This window comes from Streptomyces fodineus (genome assembly GCF_001735805.1).
Classification (GTDB): Bacteria; Actinomycetota; Actinomycetes; order Streptomycetales; family Streptomycetaceae; genus Streptomyces; species Streptomyces fodineus.
Map to the genome: position 1 here is coordinate 7,207,773 of NZ_CP017248.1, position 22,899 is coordinate 7,230,671.

Here is a 22,899-nt window from a genome sequence, read left to right on the forward strand (position 1 = left end):
GTGTCTCATGCGGAGTGTCTTATGCGGTGTACTGGGCCTCGATCTCCGGCCGGTACGGCATCGACGCCGAGGCCCCGGCCCGCTGGACGGAGATCGCCGCGGCGGCCGCCGCCCAGGACAGGGCCTCCCGCACCGGTTTCTCCTCGGCGAGGGCCACCGCGAGCGCGCCGACGAAGGTGTCGCCGGCGCCCGTGGAGTCGACGGCGGTCACCCTCGGCGCGGGGATCACCAGCGGCTCGGTGCCCCGGGCCAGGTAGAGGCTGCCGGTCGCGCCCAGCGTGACGACGACCTCCGGCACCAGGTCCAGCAGGGCGGCGGCGGCCTCGCGCGGGTCGGTGCGGCCGGTGAGGGTGACCGCCTCGTACTCGTTGGGCACCAACAGGTCGGTCGTGGCGAGGAGTTCGGGCGGCAGCGGCTGGGCGGGCGACGGGGTCAGGACCGTACGTACGCCGTGCCGGTGCGCCGCCTGAGCGCCCGCGACGACCGCGGCCATCGGGATCTCCAGCTGCAGCAGCAGGGCGTCCGCGGAGGCGATCACACCCTCGTCGCCGGGGGAGAGATGGTCGACGGTGCCGTTCGCGCCGGGGATGACGACGATGGAGTTGGCGCCCTCGTCGTCCACCACGATGTGCGCGGTGCCGGACGGGCCCTCGACCGTGCGCAGGAAGTCGGTGTCCACGCCGGAGTGTTCGAGGGTGTCGCGCAGCCGCAGGCCGAAGGCGTCGTTGCCGACCGCGCCGATCACCGAGACGGTGGCGCCGGCGCGGGCCGCGGCGATCGCCTGGTTGGACCCCTTGCCGCCGGGGATCGTGTGGAACTCCCGTCCCGTCACGGTCTCGCCGCGTTGCGGGGCCTTGGCGACATAGGTGACGAGGTCCATGTTCGTGCTGCCGAGGACGACGATGTGGGTCATGAGCGGGTCGCTTCCAGATGGGTGAGGTGGGCGAGGGTGTCGAAGCCGGTGCCGTCGAAGTCGGCGACGGTGGTGGCGAGCCGGTTCTTCAGCGGGGCCCGCCAGCGCTCCGGGAGGGCGGCGGGGTCGCCCGCCAGCAGCCCCGCGACGCTGCCGGCCGTGGCGCCGACCGAATCGGTGTCCAGGCCGCCGGACACCGCACGGCAGATGGAGCCGGTGAAGTCGCCGTCCGCGTGGGTGAGGGCGGCGGCGAGCAGGGCGGTGTTGGGCACGGCGTGGACCCAGTGGTGGGTGGCGGAGTAGCGGGCATGGAGTTCGTCCACGACGGCCTCGAAGTCCTCGTGGTGCTCGGCCAGTTGGACGGCGTGGTCGATCGCCCGCGCCAGCCGGGAGCGGGGCGGGATCACCCGGCGGCCGGAGCGCAGGCAGGCGTGCACGTCATGGTCGCCGGTCGCGGCCGTGGCGATGACGGCGGCCGTGAACATCGCCGCGTAGACGCCGTTGGCGGTGTGGGTGAGGACCGCGTCGCGATGCGCCTGTTCGGCTGCGGCGGCCGGGTCGCCGGGGTTGGTCCAGCCGTGTACGTCGGCGCGGATCAGGGCGCCGATCCACTCGCGGAAGGGGTTGCGGTGGCGGGCCGTGTGCGGGGGCGAGATGCCGCTGAGGAGGTTGCGGTAGGCGATGCGTTCGGCGGTGAAGGTGCGGCCGGGCGGGAGTTCGTCCAGCCAGAGCCGTGCGACGTCCGCGGTGGTGAAGGTCTTTCCGTGCCGCCGGAGCAGAAGGAGGTTCACCAGGGGGTAGTCGAGGTCGTCGTCCTCGGGCATGCCGTCGATGTTCTCGGCGAGGGAGGTGGGGGCGGAGCGGCGGTTCCAGGGGTGGGCGGCGAGGAGGTCTTCCGGGACGCCGACGGCGGTGAAGTAGGCGGTGAGGGGCCAGTTGCCGGCGGCTTGCGCGAGGGCGCGGATGCCGTCGAGGGGGAGCTTTTCGACTGGTTTGCCGAGCAGGCACCCGATGGCCCGGCCCAGCCAGGCGGCTTCGAGGCCGGCCGGGCTGGGCGCGGCCACGAGCGCCCCTTCAGGCGCGCGGGGAACTGCGCGATCAGCCGCCACCGGGCCGCAGCCGGACGACGGCGCATCGGCGCGGCCCGGTGGCATCGGCCAGTCCACGCACAGGGATGTGATGCGAGCGAGATCCGTCGGCTCGTCGTCGGACAACGCGCTGGGCAGGTCGGCCAGTTCGTCCAGCAGATCCTCCGCCAGGAGACGCAGGTAGCGGGACGCCCGGTGGGTGGACGCTCCCGCGCGGGGCGGCGCGTCCGGGCCGCCCGCCGCTCGCCAGCGCGCCTCGATCGCCGACGGCTCCCGCCCGTCCAGGCGCGCCTGGCGGAGTTCGTGGCCCAGCAGGTCCTCCGGCTGCACCCAGGTCAGTCGGAGCATCCGCTGCCTCCGAGTGCCGCGAACGCCCGCTCGTGCGCGCGGCGCCGCAGTACGTCCCGGTCGAAGATCTCCCGTGTGACCTCGGTCAGTGCGCGGGCCGGCTCCCACAGGTCCAGCCAGCTCGCCTCCGCCACCGTCTTCGCCCAGTCCTCGGGAACGGGCGAGCCGAGGGCGCCCGCGAGCGCACCGGCCATCGTGGCGATCGAGTCGCAGTCGCGGCCGTAGTTGACCGCGCCGAGGACCGCGTGCCGGTAGTCGCCGCCGGAGACCAGCACCATGCCGAGGGCGATGGGCAGTTCCTCGATCGCGTGCAGCCGGGAGGGGCGGCGGGCGGCCAGGCAGGGGGCGCGGTAGTCCGGGCCGACGGTGTCGTACGGGGCCACCGCCGCGCGCAGGGGTCGCAGCGCCGACTCGAAGTCCCGGTGTCCCGCCGCCACTTCGCAGACCCTCTCGATCGCCTCGCGGGTGCCGTCCTTGGCCAGGGACAGACAGGCGGTGACGACCGAGTCCGGGGTCGCGCCCGGTGTCAGGGCGGCGGCGACGGCCGCGGCGAGGACACCGGCCGCCTCCCGGCCGTACGACGACTGGTGTGCTCCGGCGACGTCCAGCGCCTCGGCGTAGGCGGCGGGCGGGTTGGCCGCGTTGACCAGGCCGACGGGGGCCATGTACATCGCCGCGCCGCAGTTGACGATGTTGCCGACGCCCGCCTCCCGGGGGTCGACGTGGCCGTAGGCGAGCCGCGCCACGAGCCACTTCTCGGCGAGGAAGAGGCGTTGCAGGGGCAGGGCCTCGGTCTGGAGGTCCGGGATCCAGCGCGGGTTCGTCATCAGGTCCGGGACCAGGTGGTCGGCGATCGCGTACGCGTCGAGGTGGTCGCGGACACGGGCGTACACCCGGACCAGCGCGTGGGTCATCAGGGTGTCGTCGGTGACGTGACCGTCGCCCTTGTGGTACGGGGCGATGGGGCGGGCGGTGCGCCAGGCGTCACCGTGCCAGGGGCCGACGATGCCGCGGACCCGGCCGCCGTGGCGCTCGGCGATCAGGTCGGGGTCGTAGCCCTCGACGGGACCGCCGAGGGCATCGCCGACGGCGGCGCCGACGAGGGCGCCGGTGATCCGTTCGGCGAGGTGGTGCGCGGGCGGCCCACTGCTTTGTTCTTCTTCGAGTCCTTTGGACTCCTTGGGCGTCATGCCCCGAATCATCCCCGGGGCGGGCCGGTTGTGCGGCTTCCAGGAGTCCGGCGAGTTCCACCAGGTCGGTGCCGGTGAGGCGGGGCAGGGCGCAGCCGGACAGGGTGCGGCAGGCGTCCCGCCAGGTCTCCGGGATCGCCGCGCCGCCGCCGAGGGCCCCGGTGAGGGCGCCGACGAGGGCGGGGGCGGAGTCGGCGACCCGGGAGAGGCAGGCGGCGGCGGGTACGGCCTCGGCGACACGGCCGTGCGCGGCGAGGGTGAGGGCGAGGGCGACCGGGACGGTCTCGGCGGCGGCGATGCCGTAGCTGTAGACGTGGTCGACGATCTGGTGCTCCAGGAGCGGGACGAGGGCGAAGGCGGCCTCGCTGTCCTCGGCGAGGGCGAGCGCGTGGCGGGCGTTGCGGCCGATCTCCGTGTCGGCCGGGAGTTCGGCGAGCGCGGCGCTCACACAGGTGTCCGTGCCGGCGTCGGCGAGGGCGAGCGCCAGGGCCGCGGCCATGGCGCGGGCGCCGTGCACGCCGTCGCCGTCCTGGGTGTAGCGGGCGTCGAACTCGGCGAGGGCGGCGGCGCGTTCGGGGTCGCCGGGGTGGGCGACGGCGAGCACACAGGCGCGAACGCAGGCGGCGTCGTCGAAGTAGTGCGGGTTGTCGTGGCCGGTGGCGGGCGGGCGCAGGCCGGTGGCGAGGTTGCCGAGACCGGCGCGGACGGAGATGCGGGCGCGCAGCGGGAGGACGGCGGACTCGACCTCGGGCGCGCGGTCCGCCGCGGCGGCGACTTCGGCGGCCACGGCGGTCCAGGTGAGGTCGATGGCGGCGCGGGTACGGCGCTCTCGGCTGAGGTCGCCGAGGACGTCGTCGTCGCCGGCCCGCAGCACCGCCTCCGCGGCGAAGGCCGCCCACTCGGCGTCGTCGGAGGGGCCGAGGCGGAGGGGCTCGGGGGCTGGTTGAGTGCGATCGGCACCGGGAGGGTGGTGGTGGCGTTCTGCTCGGCGAAGGTGTCCAACTCGCGGGTGAGGCGGCGGGTCCACTCGGGCATACGGGCGGCGCGGTGCCGGGCGGCGGGCCAACCGGCGGCGTCGCCTGCGGCGAGACCGAGGAGCAGCCCCTCGATACGGCGCTCTGTCATGGCCGGCCCTCACTGTCCTGATCCCCCCGGTTCCCCGCCCCAACCAGCCGCCTCCGCCCCCGCGTACCCACCCGCCGCCCCCCCTCACTCGGCTGCGGGGTGGGCGGGAAGGGCGGGGGCGGGTCGGTCGGCTCGGTCGGTCGGGCCACGGGCGGGAGGGGTGAGGGCGACTGTTCCGGCTGGACCTTTGCCATGCCCGGCGCTGCCGCGCTGCGCAACGGTGTCGCGCTGGGGCCGGTGTCCGGTGCTGTTGTGCTGGTCGGTGGTGTTGGGGTGGGTCGGGTGTGGGGTGCTGTTGTGCTGGTCGGTGGTGTTGGGGTGGGTCGGGTGTGGGGTGCTGTTGTGCTGGTCCGTGGTGTTGGGGTGGGTCGGGTGTGGGGTGCTGCCGTGCTGGTCGGTGGTGTTGCGGTGGGTCGGGTGTGGGGTGCTGCCGTGCTGGTCGGTGGTGTTGGGGTGGGTCGGGTGTGGGGTGCTGCCGTGCTGGTCGGTGGTGTTGCGGTGGGGCCGGTGTCCGGTGCTGCAGTGCTGACCAGTGGCGTCGCACCCCGTCCCGGGGCCGGTGCCGCCGCTCTGTCCAGCCACCCCTCCGTGCGACCGGCCTCCGGCGTCGCCTCCCCGGTCGTCGTACGTGCCGCCGGGGCAACGCACAGGTCCGGCGTCTGAGCCCACGCCCCCTCCAGCAGACCTGGCAGGGCCACCCCCTCTCCCCACTTCCCGCCCTCCCCGGGTACCAGTAGCTCCGCCACGTCCAGGATGTGGTGGCCGGCCATGGACGGCAGGCAGCGGCCGCGGGCCGGGCCGATGGGGGCGGCCCAGTGGGGCGGGATCGCGCAGATGCCGTGGGTCGCGCCGGACAGGGCGCCGGACACCGCCGCCGTCGTATCGGCGTCGCGGCCCATGTTGACGGCCGTCAGGACCGCCTCCTCGAAGTCGCCGTCGGCCGCCGCGTACGCGCCGAAGGCGAGGGCGACCGCCTCGGGGGCCAGGTCGGTCCAGGGATAGCCGCCGATGACGACCGCGGAGCGGACCGCGCGTTCGCCGCGGTGGGCCACGGCCACCGCGCGGCGCAGGGAGCGTGCCGTCCAGGAGTCCTCGGGGATCACCGCGAGGGCGGTGGCGATCACCACCGGAACGGGGGCGCCCGTCATCGCCGCCGCCACCCCGGCGGCGACCGCCTGGCCGCCGTAGATGCCCTCGCCCTCGTGGCTCACCGAGCCGTCGATCGCCACCAGGCGGGCCGCTTCGGCGGGGCGGCCGGCCGCGAAGACGCCGAAGGGGGCCGCTCGCATGGCCAGGCCGTCGCTCCAGGCGTGCCGGTGCTGGGCGGAGATGGGGGCGGCGAGGCCACGGCGGAGGTTCTCCAGGGTGCCGCGTTCGCTGAAGCCCGCACCGCGGAAGGGGCCCTCGGCACGGTCGGCGATCCACGCGTGCCAGGCCGTCTCCACATGCGCCGCAGTCAGTGCCGAGCCGTGCCGGGCGAGCAGCAGGCCCGAGAAGATCGCGTACTCCGTGTCGTCCGTGCCGCACGGCCGGTCGGTCACGTACCCGGTGATACGGCCCCAGCGGGCGCGGATCTCGGACGGCCTGAGGTTCTCCGCCGGCGCTCCCAGCGCGTCCCCGACGGCCAGGCCGAGCAACGCGCCCCGGGCCCGTTCGCGGAGTCCGGCGGCGTCGTCGGGCGCCGGGACCGGGGGAGTGCAGGCGATCGATGCCATGGGGGCGGCCTCCTTCGGCGGGACCACGAAGACGCTCTGCGGATGTGTGCCACACGCCGCCGCCGCGCGAGCCTCCGCGGGGTCCACGTCACCCACTTGCATCTGAGCGAGATCATGCACGAATGAGCGTAAGCGGGTAAAGGTGCAGGTTAGCCCAGCCTTTCCTTGGTGGCGGGAACGGGGGGATGGGCGTACGTTTGGTGCTGTCGAAAAGTAGAACTCGTCCAAAGTTAGCTTTGGCTAAGCTATCCCGGGGGTCCCCATGGCCGTCATAGAAACCCAGGCCACGCTGCACGCGGCGCACAGAGACAACCACACGCACCGCGACGTCAACGGTGGCTGGCTGCGCCCCGCCGTGTTCGGCGCCATGGACGGCCTCGTCTCCAACCTCGCCCTGATGACCGGTGTGGCCGGCGGGGCCGTGAGTCAGCAGACCATTGTCATCACAGGACTCGCGGGACTCGCCGCCGGTGCCTTCTCCATGGCGGCCGGTGAGTACACCTCCGTCGCCTCCCAGCGGGAGCTGGTCGAGGCCGAGCTCGATGTCGAGCGCCGCGAGCTGCGCAAGCACCCCCAGGACGAGGAGGAGGAGCTCGCCGCGCTGTATGTGGCGCGCGGAGTCGAGCCCGAGCTGGCCCGGGAGGTCGCGCGCCAGCTGTCCCGGGATCCCGAGCAGGCCCTGGAGATCCATGCCCGCGAGGAACTGGGCATCGACCCCGGTGACCTGCCGTCGCCGCTGGTCGCCGCCGTCTCCTCGTTCGGCTCCTTCGCCCTGGGGGCCCTGCTGCCCGTGCTGCCGTATCTGCTCGGTGCGACCGTGCTGTGGCCCGCCGTGCTGCTCGCCCTCGCCGGGCTCTTCGGATGCGGTGCCGTGGTCGCCAGGGTGACCGCGCGCAGCTGGTGGTACAGCGGGCTCAGGCAGCTTGCGCTGGGCGGTGCCGCGGCCGGTGTGACGTACGCCCTGGGCAGCTTGTTCGGAACGGCCGTAGGATAGCGCCGCCGGTACTTATGCAACGGGCCGCATAAGTAGCCGAGCCAAAGCCCGTTACTCGCTGGTTTCGACCGCGTGACCACCGGGCATGAGCCGTAAGCGCCGCAGGCAACGACGCCTGCCGCACCCGCGGGGCGAGTGAAGACGCTCTCCCCGCGCCTTTGGGCCGCCGGACACCGATCCGACCGATCTCGTCCGTACGGTCCCCCTTCACGCGTTCGCCGTCACCGCACGGCATCCCGGCCGCCACGCGCGGCACCAACCGCCCTCGCGCGGTGCCCGCCGCCCCGTGCGGCACCTCTGCCATGGACCCCGTGGCGTCCGCATGTTGGAACGGAGTATCCGGTTCCCGAGAACCGCTCCATCATGTAACCTGCACGAAATTTTGAGATCACGCAGAGGGCCAACGTCGTCCCTCGGCACCTGCCACATGCCTGAATGACGACGACGGGAGAGCCGATGCGTACGCCGCGCCAGCCGTCCCAGCACTCCGCGAATGGCCAGAACTGGTCGTTCATGGATGCTCGCCCTGCTGCGCAGGGTATGTACGACCCCCGCAACGAACACGACGCGTGCGGCGTCGGTTTCGTCGCCACCCTCACCGGCGAGGCGTCCCACACCCTGGTCGAACAGGCACTCACCGTGCTGCGCAACCTGGAGCACCGCGGTGCCACCGGCTCCGAGCCCGACTCGGGCGACGGCGCCGGCATCCTCTCCCAGGTGCCCGACGCGTTCTTCCGCGAGGTGGCCGGATTCGAACTACCCGCCGCCGGTTCGTACGCCGTCGGTATCGCCTTCCTGCCGGAGGACGGGACCGACGAGGCCGTCTCGAAGATCGAGACGCTCGCCGCCGAGGAGGGCCTCACCGTCCTCGGGTGGCGTGCGGTTCCGGTCGCCCCGGAGCTGCTGGGCGCCACCGCCCGCTCCACCATGCCGGTCTTCCGGCAGATCTTCGTCACCGACGGCGCCAGCGAGGGCATCGCGCTGGACCGCCGGGCGTTCGTGCTGCGCAAGCGCGCCGAGCGCGAGGCCGGTGTCTACTTCCCGTCGCTGTCCGCGCGCACGATCGTGTACAAGGGCATGCTGACCACCGGCCAGCTGGAGCCCTTCTTCCCGGACCTGTCCGACCGCCGCTTCGCCTCCGCGATCGCGCTCGTGCACTCCCGGTTCTCCACGAACACCTTCCCGTCGTGGCCGCTCGCGCACCCGTACCGCTTCGTCGCGCACAACGGTGAGATCAACACCGTCAAGGGCAACCGCAACTGGATGGTCGCCCGCGAGTCGCAGCTGGTCTCCGACCTGTTCGGCGACAAGGGCCTGGAGCGGATCTTCCCGGTCTGTACGCCGGACGCCTCCGACTCCGCCTCCTTCGACGAGGTGCTGGAGCTGCTGCACCTGGGCGGCCGTTCGCTGCCGCACTCCGTGCTGATGATGATCCCGGAGGCGTGGGAGAACCACGAGTCCATGGACCCGGCCCGGCGCGCCTTCTACGGCTTCCACTCCACGATGATGGAGCCCTGGGACGGTCCCGCCTGCGTCACCTTCACCGACGGCACCCAGGTCGGCGCCGTGCTCGACCGCAACGGCCTGCGCCCCGGCCGCTACTGGGTCACCGCCGACGGCCTCGTCGTCCTCGGCTCCGAGGTCGGCGTCCTCGACATCGACCCGGCCAAGGTCGTCCGCAAGGGCCGCCTGCAGCCCGGCAAGATGTTCCTCGTCGACACCGCCGAGCACCGCATCATCGAGGACGACGAGATCAAGGCGGCCCTCGCCGCCGAGAAGCCGTACGCCGAATGGCTGGAGGCCGGCGAGATCGAGCTGAGCGACCTGCCCGAGCGCGAGCACATCGTCCACACCCACGCCTCGGTCACCCGTCGCCAGCAGACCTTCGGCTACACCGAGGAGGAGCTGCGCGTCATCCTCGCCCCGATGGCCCGCACCGGCGCCGAGCCGATCGGCTCCATGGGCACGGACTCGCCGATCGCGGCCCTGTCCGAGCGCCCGCGCCTGCTCTTCGACTACTTCACCCAGCTGTTCGCCCAGGTCACCAACCCGCCGCTGGACGCGATCCGCGAGGAACTGGTCACCTCGCTGCGCAGCTCGCTGGGCCCCCAGGGCAACCTGCTCGACCCGACCGCCGCCTCCTGCCGGTCCGTCGTGCTGCCCTTCCCGGTGATCGACAACGACGAGCTGGCCAAGCTCATCCACATCAACGCCGACGGCGACATGCCCGGCTTCAAGGCCGCGACCCTGTCCGGCCTGTACCGGGTCTCCGGCGGCGGTGACGCGCTCGCCGCGCGCATCGCGGAGATCTGCGCCGAGGCCGACGCGGCCATCGACAACGGCGCCCGCCTGATCGTCCTGTCGGACCGCCACTCCGACGCCGAGCACGCGCCGATCCCGTCGCTGCTGCTCACCGCGGCCGTCCACCACCACCTCATCCGCACCAAGCAGCGCACCCACGTGGGCCTGCTGGTCGAGGCCGGCGACGTCCGCGAGGTCCACCACGTCGCCCTGCTGATCGGCTTCGGCGCTGCCGCGGTCAACCCTTACCTGGCGATGGAGTCGGTCGAGGACCTGCTGCGCGCCGGTACCTTCCTGAACGGCCTGGAGCCGGAGAAGGCCATCAAGAACCTGATCTACGCCCTCGGCAAGGGCGTGCTGAAGGTCATGTCGAAGATGGGCATCTCCACCGTCGCCTCCTACCGCGGCGCCCAGGTCTTCGAGGCCGTCGGCCTGGACGAGGCCTTCGTGGAGAAGTACTTCAACGGCACCGCCACCAAGATCGGCGGCGTCGGCATCGACGTCATCGCCCGGGAGGTCGCCGCCCGCCACGCCAAGGCCTACCCGGCCTCCGGCATCGCTCCCGCGCACCGCGCGCTGGAGATCGGCGGCGAGTACCAGTGGCGCCGCGAGGGCGAGCCGCACCTGTTCGACCCGGAGACCGTCTTCCGCCTGCAGCACTCCACGCGCACGGGCCGCTACGACATCTTCAAGAAGTACACGTCCCGCGTGAACGAGCAGTCCGAGCGCCTGATGACACTGCGCGGCCTGTTCGGCTTCCAGTCGGACCGCCAGCCGATCTCCATCGATGAGGTCGAGCCGGCCAGCGAGATCGTCAAGCGGTTCTCGACGGGCGCCATGTCGTACGGCTCCATCTCCAAGGAGGCGCACGAGACCCTCGCCATCGCCATGAACCAGCTGGGCGGCAAGTCCAACACCGGTGAGGGCGGCGAGGACCCGGACCGCCTGTACGACCCGGCGCGCCGCTCGGCGATCAAGCAGGTCGCCTCCGGCCGCTTCGGCGTGACCTCCGAGTACCTGGTCAACGCGGACGACATCCAGATCAAGATGGCCCAGGGCGCCAAGCCCGGCGAGGGCGGCCAGCTGCCCGGCCACAAGGTCTACCCGTGGGTGGCCAAGACCCGTCACTCGACGCCGGGTGTCGGCCTGATCTCCCCGCCGCCGCACCACGACATCTACTCCATCGAGGACCTGGCCCAGCTGATCCACGACCTCAAGAACGCCAATCCGGCGGCACGTATCCACGTGAAGCTGGTGTCGGAGGTCGGCGTCGGCACGGTCGCCGCGGGTGTCTCCAAGGCACACGCGGACGTGGTCCTCATCTCCGGCCACGACGGCGGTACGGGCGCCTCCCCGCTCACCTCGCTGAAGCACGCCGGTGGTCCCTGGGAGCTCGGCCTCGCCGAGACCCAGCAGACCCTGCTGCTCAACGGCCTGCGCGACCGGATCGTCGTGCAGACCGACGGTCAGCTCAAGACCGGCCGTGACGTGGTCATCGCCGCGCTGCTCGGCGCCGAGGAGTTCGGTTTCGCGACCGCTCCGCTCGTCGTCTCCGGCTGCGTGATGATGCGCGTCTGCCACCTGGACACCTGCCCGGTCGGCATCGCCACCCAGAACCCGGTCCTGCGCGAGCGCTTCGCCGGCAAGGCCGAGCACGTGGTGAACTTCTTCCGGTTCATCGCCGAGGAGGTCCGCGAGCTGCTGGCCGAGTTGGGCTTCCGCTCCATCGAGGAGGCCGTCGGCCACGCCGAGGTGCTGGACGTCGAGCGCGCGGTGGACCACTGGAAGGCGCAGGGCCTGAACCTGGAGCCGCTGTTCCACGTGCCCGACCTGCCCGAGGGCGCGGTGCGCCACCGGCTGATCGAGCAGGACCACGGCCTGGAGAAGGCGCTGGACAACGAGCTGATCAAGCTCGCCGCCGACGCCCTGGCCGTGAACGACGCGACCGAGGCCCAGCCGGTGCGCGCCCAGGTCGCCATCCGCAACATCAACCGCACGGTCGGCACCATGCTCGGCCACGAGGTGACGAAGAAGTTCGGCGGCGCGGGTCTGCCCGACGACACCATCGACATCACCTTCACCGGCTCCGCCGGCCAGTCCTTCGGCGCGTTCCTGCCGCGCGGTGTCACGCTGCGCCTGGAGGGCGACGCCAACGACTACGTCGGCAAGGGCCTCTCCGGCGGCCGTGTCGTCGTCCGCCCGGACCGCGCGGCCGACCACCTCGCCGAGTACTCGACCATCGCGGGCAACACCATCGCCTACGGCGCCACCGGCGGCGAGCTGTTCCTGCGCGGCCGTACCGGCGAGCGGTTCTGCGTCCGCAACTCCGGCGCGCTGGTCGTCTCCGAGGGCGTGGGCGACCACGGCTGCGAGTACATGACCGGCGGTCACGCGGTCGTCCTCGGCCCGACCGGCCGCAACTTCGCGGCGGGCATGTCCGGCGGTATCGCCTACGTCATCGACCTCGACCGCGACAACGTCAACTCCGGCAACTCCGGGTCGGTCGAGGCGCTGGACGAGGCGGACAAGCAGTGGCTGCACGACGTGGTGCGCCGCCACGCCGAGGAGACCGGCTCGACGGTCGCCGAGAAGCTGCTCGCCGACTGGGATCAGGCCGTGGAGCGGTTCAGCAAGATCATCCCCAGCACGTACAAGGCAGTGCTCGCCGCCAAGGACGCCGCCGAGCGAGCCGGTCTCTCCCAGACCGAGATCACCGAGAAGATGATGGAGGCGGCGATCAATGGCTGACCCGAAGGGCTTCCTGAACCACGGCCGCGAGGTCGCCCAGACCCGTCCCGTCGGTGACCGCGTCAAGGACTGGAACGAGGTCTACGTCCCCGGCTCCCTGCTGCCGATCATCAGCAAGCAGGCCAGCCGCTGCATGGACTGCGGCATCCCGTTCTGCCACAACGGCTGCCCGCTGGGGAACCTGATCCCCGAGTGGAACGACTACGCCTACCGCGAGGACTGGGCCGCCGCCCAGGAGCGCCTGCACGCGACCAACAACTTCCCGGAGTTCACCGGTCGCCTCTGCCCGGCCCCCTGCGAGTCGGCGTGCGTGCTCGGCATCAACCAGCCGCCGGTCACCATCAAGAACGTCGAGGTCTCGATCATCGACAAGGCGTGGGACGCGGGCACCGTCGCCCCGCAGATCCCCGAGCGCCTGTCCGGCAAGACGGTCGCGGTCATCGGCTCGGGCCCGGCGGGTCTCGCCGCCGCCCAGCAGCTGACCCGGGCCGGCCACACGGTCGCCGTCTACGAGCGCGCGGACCGCGTCGGAGGCCTCTTGCGGTACGGCATCCCCGAGTTCAAGATGGAGAAGCGGCACATCAACCGCCGTATCGAGCAGATGCGCGCGGAGGGCACCCGCTTCCGTACCGGTGTCGAGATCGGCCGCGACATCAACGCCCGCGACCTGAAGAAGCGGTACGACGCGATCGTGATCGCCGCCGGCGCCACGACCGCCCGTGACCTGCCGGTGCCGGGCCGCGAGCTCAAGGGCATCTACCAGGCCATGGAGTACCTGCCCCTGGCGAACAAGGTCCAGGAAGGTGACTACGTCACCGCCCCGATCTCGGCCGAGGGCAAGCACGTCGTCGTCATCGGCGGCGGTGACACCGGCGCGGACTGCGTGGGCACCGCCCACCGCCAGGGCGCGGCCTCCGTCACCCAGCTGGAGATCATGCCCCGCCCGAACGACGAGCGGCACCCGACCAACCAGCCCTGGCCGACCTTCCCGATCCTCTACAAGGTCACCTCGGCCCACGAGGAGGGCGGCGAGCGGATCTACTCCGCCTCCACCACCCACTTCGAGGGCGACGAGGACGGCAACGTCCAGTGGCTGCACCTGGCCGAGGTCGAGTTCGTCGACGGCAAGCTGACGCAGAAGCCGGGCACCGAGCGCAAGATCCCGGCCCAGCTGGTCACCCTCGCCATGGGCTTCACCGGCACCGACCGGGACAACGGCCTGGTCGAGCAGTTCGGCCTGGACCTCGACGCACGCGGTAACATCGCCCGCGACGCCGACTTCCAGACCAACGTGCCGGGTGTGTTCGTCGCCGGTGACGCCGGCCGCGGCCAGTCCCTCATCGTGTGGGCGATCGCGGAGGGCCGCTCGGCCGCCCGCGGTGTCGACCGGTTCCTGACCGGTGCCAGCGACCTGCCGGCCCCGATCCGCCCGACCGACCGCGCCCTGGCGGTCTGACGGCACCCCGAAGAACGTTCCCGTACAACGGCGTACGGAACACTGACGGCGCCTGCCCAACTGTCCCCGACCGGACGCCGGGCAGGCGTCGTTGCATGTCCGGCTGTGGGCGCTACTCGTACCAGACGCCCGCGAGCGGCCCGCGCTCGGTGACGGCCCGCACCCCGGACAGCTGCGGTACAGCTGGCTGATCGTGCCGAGCGGTCGGCCAGTTCCTCGACCGTGCCGGTGGCCTCCAGCGCCCAGCTCGACGGGCGGTCGGTGAGGGTGAACAGCCGGTTGTGCAGACGGTCTCCGCGGACCCGGTCGCCGTAGAAGTGCACGCCGACGTCGACGAGGTGGCGCGGGGCCTGAGCGTCGCTGACGTTCAGGCGGTCAGCGATGTCACCTTCATCCAGGTGAGCGCCAGCAGCAGCGCCAGCACCGCCACGCACACCCCCGCCTGGACCGGCGTGCGCCGGCCGTCCCGGGGTGCGTACGCGTAGGCCAGCGTCACCACTCCGCCCGCCAGCAGGCCGCCGAGGTGGGCCTGCCAGGAGGTCGCCCAGGCGGAGATCACCAGCCACAGCAGCAGACCGGCCATGTACTGGTTGACGGCGCGCATGTCATGGCCCAGGCGGCGGCCCATGACCCAGTACGCGGTGCCCAGGCCGAAGATCGCGCCGGACGCGCCGACGGTGAAGGTCGTGGGGGCGAGCAGCAGCACCAGGACCGAGCCGCCCAGTGCCGACAGCAGATACAGCGCGAGATAGCGGACCCGGCCCAGCTGCGCCTCGACCACCCGGCCGATGTTCCACAGCGCGAGCATGTTGAACAGGATGTGCGTGAGGCCGAACGTGCCCTCGCCGGGCGTCAGATGCAGGAACGCACCGGTCAGCAGCCGGTACCACTCGCCGTGCGCGACGCCCTGCGGGAGATACCCGGGAGGCACGGTGCCGAGCATCGCGAAGCGGTCCTCGACCGACGGCCGGGCCAACTCGGCCAGATAGGCGAGCACGTTGAGCCCGATGAGTACGTACGACACCAACGGCACCGTGCTGATCCGGCCGCCGAACGCGGTACGTGCCTGCCGGATCGACCGCGCTCCCTCCTTCACGCACTCCACGCACTGATGACCGACGGAGGCCTCGCGCATGCAGGACGGGCAGATGTAGCGGTCGCAGCGGGTGCAGCGGACATGGGACTCCACCTGCGGATGACGGAAGCAGGTGGTGATGGCGGAATCGGCGGCCACGGCCGGCTCCTCGTGAGAGAGAAGGGGGACAGAACGAGCCGCTGGGGTCGGCGGCGAACAAAATAGCGAACCGATGTGACGGGAGCGACACCTGGGGCAGGTGATCACGTAGGCTCGGCGTCCGGAGTTGCCCAGGGGGGACCATGGCCGCGATCAGTCTCAGCAAGGTGGAGCAGACCGCGCCCGCGCTCGTCGGCGCCTACCGGTCGGCCGGAGTGTCGCTCACCAAGCACGGCCTGGACGGGCTGCGCGCCGCCGTCTACCTCGTGGTCGACTACTCCGGCTCGATGAAGCCGTACTACAAGGACGGCAGCGTACAGACGCTCGCCGACCGGGTGCTGGGCCTGTCCGCGCACCTGGACGACGACGGCCGGGTGCCGGTGGTGTTCTTCTCCACCGACGTCGACGCGGTCACCGACATCGCCCTCGACCGGCACGAGGGCGGCGTCGAGCGGATCGTGGCCGGGCTCGGGCACATGGGCAGGACCAGCTACCACCTGGCGATGGACGCCGTCATCGACCACTACCTGGACAGCGGTGCCACCGACCCGGCCCTGGTCGTCTTCCAGACCGACGGCGGCCCGATCAACAAGCTCGCCGCCGAACGCTATCTGTGCAAGGCGGCCAGGCTGCCGCTGTTCTGGCAGTTCGTCGGCTTCGGCGACCCGGACAGCCGGCAGTTCGACTTCCTGCGCAAGCTCGACGAACTGGCCGTACCGGACAAGCGGATCGTGGACAACGCCGGCTTCTTCCACGCCGGCCAGGATCCCCGAGGCGTCTGTGACGCCGAACTGTACGACCGGCTCGTCGGCGAGTTCCCCCGGTGGCTGGCGGCCGCACGCGCCGCGGGCATCGTGCGGACTGCCTAACGGGTGTTTGAAACAATGGGTGCGTGCCCACCAAGAAGAAGCCCCAGGTGACCGCGGCGGCGGCCCGGCGCGGCGAACTCCTCGGCATCGCTGCCGAGGTCTTCGCCGAGCACGGCTACAACGCCACCACCGTCCGCCGGATCGCCGACCACGCCGGGATGCTCGCGGGCAGCCTGTACTACCACTTCGACTCCAAGGAGTCGATGCTGGAGGAGATCCTGCGGACCTTCCTCGACGAGCTGTGGGACGGCTACGACACCGTCCTCGCCGCCGGACTCGGGCCCCGCGAGACGCTGGAGGCACTCGTCACCGAGTCCTTCCGGGAGATCGACCGGCACCGCGCCGCCGTCGCCATCTACCAGAAGGAGAGCGGGCAGCTCGTCGCCCAGGACCGGTTCGCGTTCCTCGCCGACTCCCAGCGCCGGTTCGAGAAGGCCTGGCTCAGCACGCTGGAACGTGGGGTCGCCGAGCGCGTCTTCCGCGCCGATCTCGACGTCCGCCTCACCTACCGGTTCGTGCGCGACACCGTGTGGGTCGCCGCCTCCTGGTACCGGCCCGGCGGACGGCACAGCCCCGAGGAGATCGCCCGCCAGTATCTGACGATGGTGCTGGACGGGATCGCCGTACGCGCCTAGAGCGCCGTACGTTCAGCCGGTCAGGCGGGCCGCCGCGGTGCGCTGGCGCTCGCTCATCACGGACAGGAACCGGATCACGGTGCGCAGTTCGTCCGTGCTGAACTCCTCGCAGGCCTCGACGACGTCCCGCGCCCAGTCCTCGAAGAACTCGGCGAGCTCGGCGATCTTGTCCTCGTTCAGCTCGACCAGGACCCGGCGCTTGTCCGTCGGGTGCTTGACCCTGCGGACGAATCCCTTGGCCTCCAGCCGGTCGAGCAGGCCCGTGACGGAGGCGGGGGCGAGCCCGGTCAGCTCGGCGAGGTCCTTCGCGGTGAGCGGGCCCTGCCGCTGGAGGAAGTCCAGGGTCTTCTCCTCCGTCGCGTTCAGCCCCTGCTTGGCGGCGACGGCCGAGTGGAACATGACCGTGACCCCGCTGTGCGCCCGGCCCACGGCCATGAGCTGGTCCAGCACCTCGGACCGCGCCGCCTCGCCCCGCTTCTGCTCTGCCTTGGCCATGTCTCCAGACTAGCAAAAATTTCGTTCGGTCGAACTAACGACTTGCGGGGGTGGCAGTGGCGGTGCAACTCTTTCGTTAGGTCGAACGAAATAAATCCGGAGTCCGAGGAGTCAAGGAGACCTCCATGTCCGCAACCCTCACCGAACCCGCCGCCACCACGGCGCAACCGCATCCGCGCCGCTGGGCCGCCGCCGTCGTGATGATGATCGCGGCGCTCATGGACCTGCTGGACACGACGATCGTCAACGTGGCCGTGCCGTCCATCAGCCGCGATCTGCACGCCTCGGCGAGCGACCTCCAGTGGGTCGTCTCCGCCTATCTGCTCGGCTTCGCCGCCGCCCTGATCGTCTCCGGCCACCTCGGCGACCGCATCGGCCGCCGCCCGCTCTTCCTCTCCGGTACGGCCGGTTTCGGGCTGGCGAGCCTCGCCTGCGGGATCGCCCAGTCGCCGGGCCAGCTGATCGTCGCACGCGCGGTGCAGGGCGTCCTCGCGGCCGTGCTGGTGCCGCAGGTGATCGGCTCGTTCCGCACCCTCTTCCAGGGCAAGGAACGCGGCGCCGCCTTCGGGATGTACGGGGCGGTCGCCGGGTTCGCCTCCGCCGTCGGGCTGCTGCTCGGCGGGGTGCTCACGGACGCCGACCTGTTCGGCTGGGGCTGGCGCTCGGTGTTCCTGGTGAACGTGCCGGTGGCCGTGGCGACCTTCGTCGGCGGGCTGCTGCTGGTCCCGGCCACGCGGGAGCGGTCTGCGGGCCGTCCCGATGTCCTGGGCAGCCTGCTGCTGGCCGGCGGGCTGGTCGCGATCGTGCTGCCGCTGGTGCAGGGCCGGGAGAACGGCTGGCCGCTGTGGGGCTGGGGCTGCCTCGGGACGGGGGTCGTGACCGTGGTGGGGCTCGGGGTGTACGAGGCCCGACGGCACCGGCCCGGGACCGTACCGCTGCTGCCCGCACGCGCCTTCCGGCTCCCCGCGTTCTCCGTGGGCGTGCTCGTCCAGCTGCTGTTCTCCGTCGGCATGCAGGGCTTCTTCCTGGTCTTCGCGGTCTGGCTGCAGGCCGGGGAGCGGTACACGCCGATGCAGGCCGGTCTGGTGACGGTCGCCTTCTCGGCCGGTGGTTTCCTGACCGCGCCCGCCGCCGACGGGCTCGCCGTACGGTACGGGCGGCTGGTGCTCGGGGCCGGGGCGCTGATGATGGCGGGCGGCTTCGGCTGGGTGGGCGCCGTGGTCGACGGCGCGCCTGCCGCGCATGCCGGGGCCTGGCCGATGGTGCCGGGGCTGCTCATCGCCGGGGCGGGGCTCGGCTTCCTGGTGGTGCCGCTGGTGAACGTGGTGCTGTCGGCGGTGCCGGGGGAGTTGGCCGGCGGGGCGTCCGGGATCTTCTCCACGGCTCAGCAGTTCGGGGGAGCGCTGGGTGCCGCCGTGGTCGGCACGGTGTTCTTCGGGGCCGCCGGGAAGGGGATGACGGGGGCGCTGGCGGATGCGATGCCGTGGGTGGTCGGGGCGTTCGCGGTGTGCGGGGGCTTGTGTGCGGCGCTTCCCCGGCGGGGGTCGGCCGAGCAACTCGGCTGACACCGTGGGCGGAGCCCCCGGCGCGGTCTCGTGACCCTACGTGTCGCACTCCAGTACCGTCCGGCACAGCCCGCACCGCGCCCGTACCCGGCCTTGCACCGGCACCCGGATCCGCTGATGGCAGGTGGGGCAGGAGAAGGAGACGCGGAGCCGGCCCGCCGGGTCGGGGGAGAAGGCGTAGGGAACCGCCGGCTGGACGCCGGAGGCGTGCCGTCGGTCGTGGGCATAGCGGCGCCGCCCCGCCCAGCCGGCCCCGGTCAGCGGCGGCTGCTGCTCGTCGCGGCGGGCCCGGGCCATCCCCTGGGCGTACGCGTCGTAGGCCTGCGGGCTGGTGAACCACACCGAGGGGTCCTCGTGGAAGAGCAGCGCCCGCTTCGCCAGGACGTAACCGAACTCCTCCGGGGTGAGGTAGCCGAGCTTCTGCGAGGAGACCCCGTCCTCCCGGAAGGCGTCCAGCAGCAGCCAGCCCGCGCCCAGATACGTCGTCACCGTGTCCGTGAGGATCTCGTTCTCCGCCGTGGTCGGGAAGGAGAGGTCCAGACGGTGCAGGTAGACGTGCGCCACCTCGTGGGCGAGCGCCGCGCCGATGTCCCTGCGATGGGTGCGGAAACGATCGTTCAGTTCCACGAAGTACTCGGGGCCCGCCGCCAGTTCGACGTTCGCCGCGTGGGTCATCTCCCGGAAACCGACGACCAGCCGCGCGTCCGGCAGCCGGAAGTGCCGCACGATCTCGCGGGCCACCCGCTGCGCACCCAGATGCAGGTCGTCGGTGTCGCAGAAGGCCACGTCGGCCGGGGCCAGGCTGACCGAGAACGTCTGGACGGCGTCGTAGGACAGCCGCTTGTACAGCGCGGTGATGGCGGCCCGCACCGTCTCCAGGTGCGGGTAGCCGTGCTGGACCGGTCCGCCGTTCGCCACGTCCACACCCCCAAAGACGCCGGAACTCCTCTCCACTGTAGGCGGGAAGGGCGGCTGGTCACACGGGCAGGAGACGGGGCGCCGGGCGGTCCGGGCCGGTCTCCCGGAGCTCCAGCACCCACACCTCGTTCTCGCCCTCCCGCAGCACCGGGCCGGGGACGTACAAAGACCGCTGGGGGCCCACCGACCAGTAGCGGCCCAGGTTGAAGCCGTTGATCCAGACGAACCCGCGCGTCAGGCCGGGCAGCTCCAGCCGGGCGTCCCCGGGCCCGCGGACGATCACAGTCCCCCGGTACAGGCCCGCGGCGCCCGCCTCGGGCAGCGCGCCGAACGGCACCCGCGTCACTCCGCCGGAGAAGGCGTCCAGATCCAGCCCACGCGCGCGTACCCCGTGCAGATACTGCCGCTCGTGCAGAACGCCGCCGGTGATCCCCTTCGCCTCGCCGAAGCGCGGCCCGTAGTTCACGCGCCCCAGGGACTCCACCCACAGCTCCACACGCGCGGGGCCCGCGACGGGCTCCTTCAGCCGCGGTTCCTCCTCGGTGAGCACGCCGGCCCGCTCACCGTCGACGTACACCACCGCGAGATCCCGCAGCCCGCGCAGGGTCAGGGGATACGGCTGCCGGGGGCCGGGCACCTCCACCTCGTAGCGCACCAGGCCCCGGGTGACGTGCAGTTCCTCGAAGGTGGGCGGCAGGGGTGCCGTCCTCTCCTCTCCGCCCAGCGTCTCCAGGACGTCCCCCAGGGGTGCCCAGCCGTCGAGCGTCACCTCCGCAGGGCGGCCCAACGGGGCGGGCAGTGGCGGAAGTTCGGGGAGCGGCTCCCGGTGGTAGCCGGCGAGTACCTCTCGGAAGCGCCAGAACTTCTGCGTCGGGCGGCCGTACTCGTCCACGGGAGCGTCGTAGTCGTACGAGGTCACATCCGGCTCCAGCGGGCCCTCGTGCAGCTCGCCGCCCCGGTTGGCGCCCGCCCAGCCGCCGAAACTCGTGCCGCCGTGCGCCATGTAGAGGTTCACCGACGCCCCGCACTCCAGGATCTCCCGCAGCGCCTCGGCCGCCTCCCCGGGGTCGCGGACGACGCGCTCGCCGGCCCAGTGGTCGAACCAGCCGCACCAGAACTCCATGCACATCAGCGGGCCCTCGGGGCGGTGGCGGCGCAGCGTCTCGAAGGCCACGCGCGCGTGGGAGCCGAAATTCACCGTGGCGAGCACCCCAGGCAGCGAACCTCCGGTCAGCATGTGGTCCTCGGGGCCGTCCGAGGTGAACAGCGGGACCGTGACCCCCTGGACGCGCAGCAGACCCGCCAGCTCCTCCAGATGGCCGGTGTCGCTGCCGTAGCTGCCGTACTCGTTCTCGACCTGCACCAGGACCACCGGGCCGCCGCGGTCGATCTGCCGGGGCACGATCTGGTGCGTCACCCGGTGGAACCAGTGCCGTACGTGGGACAGATAGCGCTCGTCACACGTGCGTACGCGCGTGCCCGGCTCGCCCGTGACCCAGGGCGGCAGTCCGCCGTTCTCCCACTCGGCGCAGATGTAGGGGCCGGGCCGGACGATCGCCCACAGACCGGCCTCCCGGACCGCGTCCAGGAACCGGCCGAGCGCCTGCACGTCCCGGTAGGTGCCGGGGCGCGGCTGGTGCAGATTCCACGGGACGTAGGTCTCCACGCAGTTCAGGCCCATCGCCCGCAGCATCGCCAGCCGGTGCCGCCAGTACTCCTCGTGCACCCGGAAGTAGTGCAGCGCCCCCGACAGCAGCCGTACCGGCCGCCCGTCCAGCAGGAAGTCGGATTCCCCCACCGCGAACTCGCTCATGCGCCCCAGCCTCACCCCTTCCGGCGGTCCGCGCCATGGACGAAGATCGGCGCTGCTTGGACAAAAGTCCGCCCCACCGCACGCCCGGGAGGAGCGCCGATGTACCAGACCTGGATGCGGTTCTTCAGCCCCGGCCCCGCACACCACCGCCTCGGTCTGGTCTGCCTCGGCGTCGGCCTCCAGTACGGCGCGCTGCCCACGGTCGGCCCGCGCACCCTCGACCACCACGTGGCCGTCGTGATCAGTGCGGGCCGCGGCTGGTACCGGGGCGCCGACGGCCGCCGTACGACCGTCACCGCGCCCGCGCTGCTGTGGCTCACCCCGGGCGTGCCGCACCACTACGCGCCCGATCCGGACACCGGCTGGGACGAGGGCTTCGTCGACTTCGCCGGGCCCGCGACCACGACGTACACCGAACTGGGCTACATCGAGCCCGAGCGGCCCCTCGTCCCGCTCTCCGACGCCTCCGGGCCCCGCACGGTGGTCGCCCGTATCGCCCGCGCCGCCCGCCGCGGCAATCCGCTGCTGGAGGTGGAGACCGGTGCCGCCGTGCACGAGCTCCTCGTCGCCCTGCGCCGCGCCCGCGCCGACGTCGCCCCGGACGGCGACCAGGTGCTCGAGGCGCTCGCGCGGGACGCCTGCACACCGATGAGCGTCGCCGACCACGCGCGCGTGCACGGCATGACCCCCGCCGAGCTGCGCGGCGCCGTGCGCCGGGCCGCGGGCTGCAGCCCCAAGGACTATCTGCTCGGCATCCGTCTCGGCCGGGCCAAGGAACTCCTCGCCGCCACGGAGCTGCCCGTCGCGGCCGTCGCCCGCCGGGTCGGCTACGACGACCCCGCGTACTTCTCCCGGCTGTTCACCCGCCGTGTGGGCCTCGCCCCGGTCCGCTTCCGTGCCCAGCAGGGCCGCAGCGTGCCCGGCGGCTGGAGCGACCGCGTCCCGGACCCCGACGATCCACCGGTGATCCACTCTCCGGACATCTAGGAGACCCGCCCCGGCGAACCCATAGGGTGATGTCCATGACCAGCAACATCGGAACCGGCGACGTGGACCCCGAGGTCCGCCAGGAGCTGGAGCGGCTGCGCGACAGCATCGACAACATCGACGCGGCCGTCGTCCACCTGCTCGCCGAGCGTTTCAAGGCCACCCAGCAGGTCGGCCGGCTCAAGGCGGTGCACCAGCTGCCGCCCGCCGACCCGGGCCGCGAGGCGCGCCAGATCGCGCGGCTGCGCCGCCTCGCGGAGAACGCCAAGCTCGACCCGGCCTTCGCCGAGAAGTTCCTGAACTTCATCATCGCGGAGGTGATCCGGCACCACGAGCGGATCGCCGAGGACACCGTGAACGGGGAGGACACCGAGCAGTAGGGGCGGTGGGAGGTCGGACGGAGGCGGGCGGGGAGGGTTCAGGACCGGTCGGGGCCGATCGGGAGCGGGCGGGCACGGTCGGAAGCGGGCGCGGGCCGGGGCGGTGATCCGGACATAAGCCGTGA

General features: G+C 72.2%; 16 protein-coding genes and 1 pseudogene. 8 read left to right on the plus strand and 9 right to left on the minus strand.

Going from position 1 to position 22,899, the window contains the following annotated elements; genetic code table 11:
- Positions 1–19: 19 nt before the first annotated feature.
- The 5 genes and pseudogenes from rbsK to BFF78_RS48515 all read right to left on the minus strand — a co-directional run bounded on the left by rbsK (position 20) and on the right by BFF78_RS48515 (position 6,379).
- Positions 20–913, minus strand: a complete 894-nt coding sequence (rbsK, locus tag BFF78_RS31020; protein WP_069781441.1) for a ribokinase — start codon at positions 911–913, stop codon at positions 20–22.
- Positions 910–2,349 (minus strand): ADP-ribosylglycohydrolase family protein, encoded by a 1,440-nt coding sequence (locus BFF78_RS31025; protein ID WP_069781442.1) that lies wholly within the window; start codon positions 2,347–2,349, stop codon positions 910–912. Before BFF78_RS31025 ends, rbsK begins: the two co-directional genes overlap by 4 nt.
- Complete coding sequence (locus BFF78_RS31030; protein ID WP_069781443.1) at positions 2,337–3,539, minus strand: ADP-ribosylglycohydrolase family protein; 1,203 nt, start codon at positions 3,537–3,539, stop codon at positions 2,337–2,339. The genes BFF78_RS31025 and BFF78_RS31030 overlap by 13 nt, the downstream gene beginning before the upstream one ends.
- A 13-nt stretch (positions 3,540–3,552) precedes the next feature.
- Positions 3,553–4,664, minus strand: a pseudogene (locus tag BFF78_RS31035) (ADP-ribosylglycohydrolase family protein); the annotation flags it as partial.
- Positions 4,661–6,379 carry an ADP-ribosylglycohydrolase family protein gene (locus BFF78_RS48515; RefSeq protein WP_079161552.1) on the minus strand — a complete coding sequence of 573 codons (1,719 nt, stop codon included), beginning with the start codon at positions 6,377–6,379 and terminating at the stop codon, positions 4,661–4,663. The pseudogene BFF78_RS31035 and the gene BFF78_RS48515, both read right to left, overlap by 4 nt.
- Before the next feature lie 262 nt (positions 6,380–6,641).
- Here BFF78_RS48515 and BFF78_RS31045 point away from each other — a divergent pair, with 262 nt between their 5' ends.
- The 3 genes from BFF78_RS31045 to BFF78_RS31055 all read left to right on the plus strand — a co-directional run bounded on the left by BFF78_RS31045 (position 6,642) and on the right by BFF78_RS31055 (position 13,878).
- The gene (locus BFF78_RS31045; protein WP_069781444.1) at positions 6,642–7,373 is read left to right on the plus strand and encodes a VIT1/CCC1 transporter family protein; all 732 of its coding nucleotides are present in this window, start codon (positions 6,642–6,644) and stop codon (positions 7,371–7,373) included.
- A 540-nt stretch (positions 7,374–7,913) separates the two neighbouring features.
- The gene (gene gltB, locus BFF78_RS31050) at positions 7,914–12,422 is read left to right on the plus strand and encodes a glutamate synthase large subunit (protein ID WP_069781445.1); all 4,509 of its coding nucleotides are present in this window, start codon (positions 7,914–7,916) and stop codon (positions 12,420–12,422) included.
- The gene (locus BFF78_RS31055; RefSeq protein ID WP_069781446.1) at positions 12,415–13,878 is read left to right on the plus strand and encodes a glutamate synthase subunit beta; all 1,464 of its coding nucleotides are present in this window, start codon (positions 12,415–12,417) and stop codon (positions 13,876–13,878) included. The genes gltB and BFF78_RS31055 overlap by 8 nt, the downstream gene beginning before the upstream one ends.
- Positions 13,879–14,245: 367 nt before the next feature.
- Here BFF78_RS31055 and BFF78_RS31060 read toward each other — a convergent pair whose 3' ends face one another.
- Positions 14,246–15,112: a rhomboid family intramembrane serine protease gene (locus BFF78_RS31060; RefSeq protein WP_069781447.1), complete on the minus strand. Its 867-nt coding sequence runs from the start codon at positions 15,110–15,112 to the stop codon at positions 14,246–14,248.
- 143 nt (positions 15,113–15,255) lie between these two features.
- On the opposite strand from BFF78_RS31060, the gene BFF78_RS31065 reads away from it, so the two are divergent.
- Together BFF78_RS31065 and BFF78_RS31070 are read left to right on the plus strand one after the other, a co-directional pair.
- Complete coding sequence (locus tag BFF78_RS31065) at positions 15,256–15,981, plus strand: vWA domain-containing protein (RefSeq protein WP_069781448.1); 726 nt, start codon at positions 15,256–15,258, stop codon at positions 15,979–15,981.
- 23 nt (positions 15,982–16,004) lie between these two features.
- The gene (locus BFF78_RS31070) at positions 16,005–16,616 is read left to right on the plus strand and encodes a TetR/AcrR family transcriptional regulator (protein ID WP_069781449.1); all 612 of its coding nucleotides are present in this window, start codon (positions 16,005–16,007) and stop codon (positions 16,614–16,616) included.
- 12 nt (positions 16,617–16,628) lie between these two features.
- Here BFF78_RS31070 and BFF78_RS31075 read toward each other — a convergent pair whose 3' ends face one another.
- The gene (locus BFF78_RS31075) at positions 16,629–17,111 is read right to left on the minus strand and encodes a MarR family winged helix-turn-helix transcriptional regulator (protein WP_069781450.1); all 483 of its coding nucleotides are present in this window, start codon (positions 17,109–17,111) and stop codon (positions 16,629–16,631) included.
- Positions 17,112–17,236: 125 nt separating this feature from the next.
- On the opposite strand from BFF78_RS31075, the gene BFF78_RS31080 reads away from it, so the two are divergent.
- On the plus strand, positions 17,237–18,676 hold the full coding sequence (locus tag BFF78_RS31080) for an MFS transporter (protein WP_069781451.1): 1,440 nt from the start codon (positions 17,237–17,239) through the stop codon (positions 18,674–18,676).
- A gap of 36 nt (positions 18,677–18,712) precedes the next feature.
- On the opposite strand, the gene BFF78_RS31085 is transcribed toward BFF78_RS31080, so the two are convergent.
- Both BFF78_RS31085 and BFF78_RS31090 read right to left on the minus strand, forming a co-directional pair.
- Positions 18,713–19,594 carry a hypothetical protein gene (locus BFF78_RS31085; RefSeq protein ID WP_069783925.1) on the minus strand — a complete coding sequence of 294 codons (882 nt, stop codon included), beginning with the start codon at positions 19,592–19,594 and terminating at the stop codon, positions 18,713–18,715.
- A gap of 58 nt (positions 19,595–19,652) precedes the next feature.
- The gene (locus BFF78_RS31090; protein WP_069781452.1) at positions 19,653–21,407 is read right to left on the minus strand and encodes a glycoside hydrolase family 35 protein; all 1,755 of its coding nucleotides are present in this window, start codon (positions 21,405–21,407) and stop codon (positions 19,653–19,655) included.
- Between the two features lie 99 nt (positions 21,408–21,506).
- Here BFF78_RS31090 and BFF78_RS31095 point away from each other — a divergent pair, with 99 nt between their 5' ends.
- Positions 21,507–22,394, plus strand: a complete 888-nt coding sequence (locus BFF78_RS31095) for a helix-turn-helix domain-containing protein (RefSeq protein ID WP_069781453.1) — start codon at positions 21,507–21,509, stop codon at positions 22,392–22,394.
- A gap of 35 nt (positions 22,395–22,429) precedes the next feature.
- Positions 22,430–22,774: a chorismate mutase gene (locus tag BFF78_RS31100; RefSeq protein ID WP_069783926.1), complete on the plus strand. Its 345-nt coding sequence runs from the start codon at positions 22,430–22,432 to the stop codon at positions 22,772–22,774.
- Positions 22,775–22,899: the final 125 nt, after the last annotated feature.

Coding starts and splice junctions, on each gene's coding strand:
- BFF78_RS31095 (WP_069781453.1), top strand. CDS start 21,507: ATGTACCAGACCTGGATGCGGTTCTTCAGCCCCGGCCCCGCACACCAC.
- BFF78_RS31055 (WP_069781446.1), top strand. CDS start 12,415: ATGGCTGACCCGAAGGGCTTCCTGAACCACGGCCGCGAGGTCGCCCAG.
- gltB (WP_069781445.1), top strand. CDS start 7,914: ATGTACGACCCCCGCAACGAACACGACGCGTGCGGCGTCGGTTTCGTC.
- BFF78_RS31075 (WP_069781450.1), bottom strand. CDS start 17,111: ATGGCCAAGGCAGAGCAGAAGCGGGGCGAGGCGGCGCGGTCCGAGGTG.
- BFF78_RS31030 (WP_069781443.1), bottom strand. CDS start 3,539: ATGACGCCCAAGGAGTCCAAAGGACTCGAAGAAGAACAAAGCAGTGGG.
- BFF78_RS48515 (WP_079161552.1), bottom strand. CDS start 6,379: ATGGCATCGATCGCCTGCACTCCCCCGGTCCCGGCGCCCGACGACGCC.
- BFF78_RS31080 (WP_069781451.1), top strand. CDS start 17,237: ATGTCCGCAACCCTCACCGAACCCGCCGCCACCACGGCGCAACCGCAT.
- BFF78_RS31065 (WP_069781448.1), top strand. CDS start 15,256: ATGGCCGCGATCAGTCTCAGCAAGGTGGAGCAGACCGCGCCCGCGCTC.
- BFF78_RS31025 (WP_069781442.1), bottom strand. CDS start 2,349: ATGCTCCGACTGACCTGGGTGCAGCCGGAGGACCTGCTGGGCCACGAA.
- BFF78_RS31090 (WP_069781452.1), bottom strand. CDS start 21,407: ATGAGCGAGTTCGCGGTGGGGGAATCCGACTTCCTGCTGGACGGGCGG.
- rbsK (WP_069781441.1), bottom strand. CDS start 913: ATGACCCACATCGTCGTCCTCGGCAGCACGAACATGGACCTCGTCACC.
- BFF78_RS31100 (WP_069783926.1), top strand. CDS start 22,430: ATGACCAGCAACATCGGAACCGGCGACGTGGACCCCGAGGTCCGCCAG.
- BFF78_RS31045 (WP_069781444.1), top strand. CDS start 6,642: ATGGCCGTCATAGAAACCCAGGCCACGCTGCACGCGGCGCACAGAGAC.